5 protein-coding genes are annotated in these 6,487 nt (G+C 48.3%); 2 read left to right on the top strand and 3 right to left on the bottom strand.

What is annotated here, in order from left to right:
• Positions 1-142 precede the first annotated feature (142 nt).
• Positions 143-952 carry a bifunctional hydroxymethylpyrimidine kinase/phosphomethylpyrimidine kinase gene (thiD, locus tag IQ263_RS20110; protein ID WP_194069651.1) on the bottom strand — a complete coding sequence of 270 codons (810 nt, stop codon included), beginning with the start codon at positions 950-952 and terminating at the stop codon, positions 143-145.
• A gap of 152 nt (positions 953-1,104) precedes the next feature.
• Between thiD and IQ263_RS20105 the strand changes: the two genes are divergently transcribed.
• Positions 1,105-1,869, top strand: a complete 765-nt coding sequence (locus tag IQ263_RS20105) for an MBL fold metallo-hydrolase (protein WP_194069647.1) — start codon at positions 1,105-1,107, stop codon at positions 1,867-1,869.
• A 170-nt stretch (positions 1,870-2,039) separates the two neighbouring features.
• Here the strand turns inward: IQ263_RS20105 and ftsZ are convergent, their stop codons facing one another.
• The gene (ftsZ, locus tag IQ263_RS20100) at positions 2,040-3,311 is read right to left on the bottom strand and encodes a cell division protein FtsZ (protein WP_194008792.1); all 1,272 of its coding nucleotides are present in this window, start codon (positions 3,309-3,311) and stop codon (positions 2,040-2,042) included.
• Positions 3,312-3,690: 379 nt separating this feature from the next.
• On the bottom strand, positions 3,691-4,599 hold the full coding sequence (locus IQ263_RS20095) for a cell division protein FtsQ/DivIB (RefSeq protein ID WP_194069645.1): 909 nt from the start codon (positions 4,597-4,599) through the stop codon (positions 3,691-3,693).
• A gap of 338 nt (positions 4,600-4,937) precedes the next feature.
• Between IQ263_RS20095 and IQ263_RS20090 the strand changes: the two genes are divergently transcribed.
• The gene (locus IQ263_RS20090; protein ID WP_194069643.1) at positions 4,938-6,269 is read left to right on the top strand and encodes a P-loop NTPase fold protein; all 1,332 of its coding nucleotides are present in this window, start codon (positions 4,938-4,940) and stop codon (positions 6,267-6,269) included.
• The last annotated feature ends 218 nt before the right edge of the window (positions 6,270-6,487 follow it).

The following is a 6,487-nucleotide window of genomic DNA, read 5'->3' as shown; positions in this document are numbered from 1 at the left end:
AATAACCAATAACCAATAACCAATAACCAATAACCAATAACCAATAACCAATAACCAATAACCAATAACCAATAACCAATAACCAATAACCAATAACCAATAACCAATAACCAATAACCAATAACCAGTAAAAAATAATTTCTTACTTCGGTAAAAGCGGGAAAAAATGCCCTACTGGCCCTTGACCTGCTCCAATATCTAAAGCATATTTCAGAGCATTGGTAACATAATTTTTAGCCAATGTTACCGAGGTAAATAAATCTTTACCTAATGCTAAATTAGCGCAGATCGCAGCACTCAAGGTGCAACCAGTCCCGTGGGTATTCCCAGTCTCAACATTCTCAGTTTTCAACACTTCTAACTGCATACCGTCAAACCAAACATCAATCCCGCGCAAATCTCCAGCCATCCCGCCGCCTTTGACTAAAACAGCTTTTGCGCCCGATCGATAAATCTCTTGCGCCGCCGCTTTCATATCATCTAGAGAAAAAATCTCTAAACCGCTCAAAATCTGGGCTTCAAACCGATTCGGAGTCACCAAAGTCGCCAAAGGAATCAAATTATCCCGCAAAAATGCGATCGCCCCATCGTCAATGAGTCGATCGCCCGATCGAGAAACCATCACCGGATCGACAACCAAGTTCTCCATCTTCAAACTCTCCACCTGCGAAGCCACCACCGTCATAATCTCCCGATTCAGCAGCATCCCAGTCTTCACAGCATCCACCCCAATATCCCCAACCACCGCCTCAATTTGAGCCGCCACAGCCTCCGCAGCCATCGCATCCACCCGCATCACCCCCAAGGTATTTTGAGCCGTCACGCAAGTCAGGGCACTCGTACCGTGAACGCAGTGAAATGCAAAAGTCCGCAAATCCGCCTGAATCCCGGCGCCGCCGCCGCTGTCTGAACCGGCCACAGTCAAAGCCACAGGAATCCTCGATTTCACCATCTTTTTTCCACCGCCAATAAATCCCCATTTTCCCATACACATCCCATCTCATCCGCGTTCGTCAGCGTTGATTGGCTTCCATTTGTGGTTCCAAATTCCCAAACAAAATTAGCTATGATTAAACCAATTGTAAAGAATTATTGCCAAAAACAGTGAAACTCACCCGCATTGACCTCAACTCTTGGATCTTCCACATTGCCGGCCAAACCATCCTCGTCGATCCGTGGCTAATCGATCCCCTGGTATTTTACGGTCAACCCTGGCTGTTCACCGCCTACCACAACACCCCCGTCGCCTTCACGCCGGACACCTTACCGCCGATCGACCTTATCCTCATTTCCCAAGGCTTAGACGACCACTGTCACAGACCAACACTCTCCAAGCTCGATCGCACCATTCCCGCCATCGCCTCCCCCACCGCCGCCAAAGTCCTCAGCAGTTTGGGCTACACTAATATCACATCTTTAGCCAATTGGCAAGAGTTTAAATTTAAAGAATTATTACAAATAATCGCCGTACCCGGAGCCGAAATCCAGCCGGGACAAGAAGAAAACGGCTATTTGCTCAAAGATTTAAACAGCGGCGAGACACTTTATTACGAACCGCACTTACCGCCCTTAGAAAAAGTCAAACAGAAAATAGACACGGTAGACGTAGCCATCGCCCCAGTCATCGGTCAAATCTTCCCATTCCTCGGACAAGTCATCATCGGCCCCAAAGAAGCCCTCAAACTCGCCGAAACTCTCAAACCGAAGTTTTTCTTACCGACAACAGCAGGAGATATCCGAGCCACCGGTATTTTACCAATGTTAGTGCGATCGATCGGCAGCATCCCCGAATTTCGCGATTTACTTGCAAAATCCGAACTCTCCACCCAACTCCTCGAACCAGAACCCGGACAAACCCTAGAGATTTGAGATTTGGGATTTGAGATTTTAGATTTTTTTGATGGGAGATTGTGGATTTTTTAGAATCAAAAATCCACAATCTATTGACATTTTAGATTTTTCAGATTTGAGATTTTAGATTTATCCCAAATCCCCAATCCACAATCCCAAATCTAAAATTTAAAATCCCAAATCTCAAATTATTTGGGTGGGCGACGGTTACGCAAAAACTCAGGAATATCTAATCCCAAATCTTGCGGTTTAATTTTCGTATCCTGCGTCTGTTGAGCAGGAGTCACAGGCACTGTTGCAGCCCGCCAAGGAGCATTCACATTTTGAGTGCGCCCCGGAACGGGAGGAGGCGGAACTTCTCCCGAAAAACCAGTAGCGATCACAGTAATCTTAATTTCTCCCTGAAGCCGCTCGTCAATCACCGCTCCAAAAATAATATTCGCATTCGGATCGACCACTTCGTAAATCGTCTCAGCCGCTGCATTCACCTCATGCAGAGTCATGTCAGTACCGCCAGTGATGTTAAACACCACACCTCTAGCGCCCTCAATAGACGAAGCTTCCAGCAGCGGCGAAGAAATAGCCTGCATCGCAGCCTCCCTAGCCCGCGACTTGCCCGAACCCACCCCGATGCCCATCAACGCCGAACCCGCATCTGCCATTACAGCCCGCACGTCAGCAAAGTCAACGTTCACCAAACCGGGAATCGTAATAATGTCAGAAATACCCTGAACCCCTTGGCGCAGGATATCGTCAGCAACTCGAAAAGCTTCTTGCACCGGCATTTGTTCCGAAATCACCGATAGCAGCTTGTCGTTAGGAATCACGATCAATGTATCCACCCGGGTTTGCAAAGCTGCAATCCCTTCCTCGGCTTGGCTGGTGCGCCGCCGTCCCTCAAACGTAAAAGGCCGCGTAACTATGCCCACAGTCAACGCGCCCATTTCCTTGGCTACTTCAGCGACAATCGGAGCCGCACCCGTGCCCGTACCGCCGCCCATGCCGGCTGTGATAAACACCAAATCCGCGTGATTCAAAGCATTAGCAACTTCGTCGCGAGATTCTTCTGCTGCCTTTTGTCCGATCGCCGGATTTCCTCCAGCACCCAAGCCGCGCGTCAACTTTTGTCCGACTTGCAAGCGTTTGGGAGCATTTGACAGCACCAGAGCTTGGGAATCGGTATTCACGCACCAAAACTCGACCCCAGAAATCTCGCTAGCAATCATCCGGTTAACGGCGTTGCCACCACCCCCGCCGACACCAATTACTTTGATTCTCGCGGCACTGCTGGGCATTATGTCTTTGGGATTCACCATAGGATCGATATCAATACTATCTACATTTACATAACCAGACTTGCGTCTAAACGGATTGGCGGAATCGAGAGCCACCGGAAAATTTTTTACTTCTTCCGAAGGGGGACTGTCTTGGTCAGACCCCTGTCTATTATTAAGCTTCATTAGAGTCGGGGATAGTAGATTACAGCTTTTTAACTTAACTAAACGCCAATTCACATCAACTATAGGCTAAAGTTGCCGAAAAACTAACACAGTTCGAGGCTGAATGTTAGCAATCTCGGATTTTGCGGAGTGTCGATCGCCCGTACCTCGCCCCTGGTCCATTCCGGCGCTCGTGCCTTCGGCATTTGTAGGGCTTTGCAGACGAACAAAAAATCGATACTAGCCGGAGACGCTTCTTGATGGGAAAAAAATCCTGATTTTTTTTTTCCTAAAGGGGCCGAATCAAACAATTGTCCCTATGTCAAGCCCTGCGTATCTATCCAGAGCGGTAAAAATTCTGCCGGATGACAGATAGTTTCTACCTTCTGTTGACAGAAAATCAATTCTGACCGCGAGTTGGTGGGGGACTTGCACTCTCCAAACTAGGGGGGGGTTCTGGCAAGTGGACGATCGGCGCTGCTGGATTTTTTAAGTCAATGTAGGCTATTTTGCTCGAATCTAGCTGTTTTGGCAATTGTCGCATTCGGTCTAAAACTTTCAGTTGAGTGCCTGTCAAGGAGGAACTGTACGGCCCTAAGTGTACGGTACCGATCTCGGTTTTCAAGATCAAGTTGCTGGGGTCTTGCCAATCTATCTCAAAAACTTTCACCGTCAAGCCGCTTAGTCCTTGGTAAAACTTCGGCCAAGAGGCGCGGTACTTTTCCAAAGGCCCGATGACTTTTAAAGTTGGCAAAGAATGCTGGGGCTGCCGGACTCGATCGCTGCCCGGTTCGATCGAACTATTGTGCGATCGCGCCGCTGCAGTATAGCTCTCCAACGGCATCCACCCCCCGCGAGCGTCCAGCCATCCCACTTTTTCCTTGTCGCTTTTGGATCTCAACATCGCCGTCGGCTGCGCCACCGCCACCGGCAGCCTTTCTGCCACTTCCACAGTCAAAGAAGGTGGAAACAAGTTACGAGTCACCTTTGCTTTGGCTATAGGGCCTGTTAACTCCATTTTTTCGGCCAGCGCCTGCGGTTGAATCCCCCACAACGACTGCGGGTAAGAAAGCGGCACCAAAGAGCGCACCGCCTTGTCAGAGAGCCACTGATTGCCCTCGACATTCACTTGTTCCGATCGGGCAATTAACCAAGTGGGCTGCGCCATCCACCACAACAAAAATGAGGCTATTGAGCTCGCAGCCAGGGTTTGCCACACCACAGCCACCGCTCGATCGCGACGGAGGCGCCGCAACTCTTGGCGCCGGCGCCCTAACTCTGTTTGAGAAACCGCTCCAAAATTAGCCATCTACCTCTTGACAATTTAGTAATTAAGGATTACCACAAATTCAAAACTGTTTAATCTCGCGCCCTGCAGACCCTTTCTCCCCTACCATTTAATCAGATCCCCGCAAAATTACCCAGAAGGAGTGCCAATCTCCGTAAAATCACTTATCCAGCTAGGTAATTAAAATTGCTTAATTAAAAATTCCCAATTCCCGCGCCGCCATGTTGATTAGCAGATAGAGGTTGTTTGGGTATTTAGGGCATTACCCCACAGGGCAAAAGGTGACAAATCAAACTAAACTCAAGGCAAGAAAGTTTAGACTTTCGATTAACTTTTATCACTTTTAGTCGGCTTGAATTGTGATCGCACTCGAATTAGACAGATTTTATAAAGCCTGCAACCCGAGCAAGACCCTCGTCGCGGGAGACCCTGGAGACTATCAATACTACATTGATTTTGGTTCCGTGCGCGGTGGCAAAATCATTGAATCTTTACAGCGAACAATTACCCGGATCTCCCCCGACGAGCCAACCTGTCAGCTATTTACAGGACATATCGGCTGTGGCAAATCTACCGAATTGTTTCGACTCAAAGCTGAACTCGAACAAGAGGGTTTTTGCGTTGTCTACTTCGAGTCTTCCCAAGACTTAGACATGGGGGATGTAGATATCAGCGATATTTTGCTGAGCATTGCGCGCCAAGTCAGCGAAACTATGGAATCGGCAAAAATCAAACTCAGACCGAGCTATTTTTCTAATTTGTTTGCAGAAGTGGCAGAATTTTTGCAGACTCCGATCGATTTGTCAGCAGAAGCCGAGTTATCTGTAGGCATTGCTAGAGTTACTGCTAAAACTAAAGACTCTCCCAAACTGCGATCGCAACTCAGACAATATCTCGAACCCCGCACCAACAGCATCTTGCAGTCGATCAACGAAGAACTCCTGGACAGAGCAAATGCCGAACTCAAACACAAAGGCAAAAAAGGACTCGCAGTCATCGTTGACAACCTCGATCGCCTCGACCCCTCCCTCAAACCCAGCGGACGCAGCCAGCCAGAATACCTCTTTTTAGACCGCGGCGAACAGTTGAAAAAACTCAATTGCCACGTCGTCTACACCATTCCCCTGACTTTGATTTTTTCCAACGACTTCGGCCGCCTCGCCAGTCGATTTGGAGTCAAACCCAAGGTAATGCCGATGGTACCGGTGCTCCGGCGATCGGGCGACGACCACAAGGAAGGAATGGCACTGCTGCGACAGTTAGTCTTAGCTAGAGCTTTCCCCACCGTCGATCCCGCTCAACGCATCGATTTAATTTCCAAAGTCTTTGATTGTCCCGAAACTTTAGACCGGCTCTGCCGGATTAGCGGCGGTCACGTTCGCAATCTACTGATGCTTTTGTATAGCTGTTTGCAGCACGAAGACCCCCCCTTCTCTCGCGAATGTCTCGAAGGTGTCATTCAAGAATATCGCGACGATCTTCTCGGAGCTATTAATGACACAGAATGGGAACTGCTGTTTCAAGTTGTCAACCGACAAAGTGTAACCGGCGAAGAAGAATCTCAAATCTTGTTGCGAAGTATGTTTGTCTTTGAATACCGCGATTTAGAAGGTCGGTGGTTTGGCATCAATCCAGCTTTAGCAGAAACCAGAAAATATCAAGAATGGCAGGAGCGCGATCGCCAAAAATAGTTGGGATTTTGGAGATTGCTTCCCAAATCTCCAAGCCCTCCCCCGCGAGGGATATATCAAGTTTTTAACTTCTCATTCACCGTTCAAAACTCCCAAATTTTGCAATCGAATAAAGCATCCAGTCAGCGGTTTTTGCCACTGGCTAATTTTTGTTTATTGCTGGGTGCGCGTCGCGACTTTGACGATACAAAAAAAATTACCACCACCAAGGACTTTCT

Source organism: Tychonema sp. LEGE 06208 (assembly GCF_015207505.1).
Lineage (GTDB): Bacteria > Cyanobacteriota > Cyanobacteriia > Cyanobacteriales > Microcoleaceae > Microcoleus.
This window is presented reverse-complemented; position numbering and strand designations above follow the sequence as displayed.

Coding starts and splice junctions, on each gene's coding strand:
- ftsZ (WP_194008792.1), bottom strand. CDS start 3,311: ATGAAGCTTAATAATAGACAGGGGTCTGACCAAGACAGTCCCCCTTCG.
- thiD (WP_194069651.1), bottom strand. CDS start 952: ATGGTGAAATCGAGGATTCCTGTGGCTTTGACTGTGGCCGGTTCAGAC.
- IQ263_RS20095 (WP_194069645.1), bottom strand. CDS start 4,599: ATGGCTAATTTTGGAGCGGTTTCTCAAACAGAGTTAGGGCGCCGGCGC.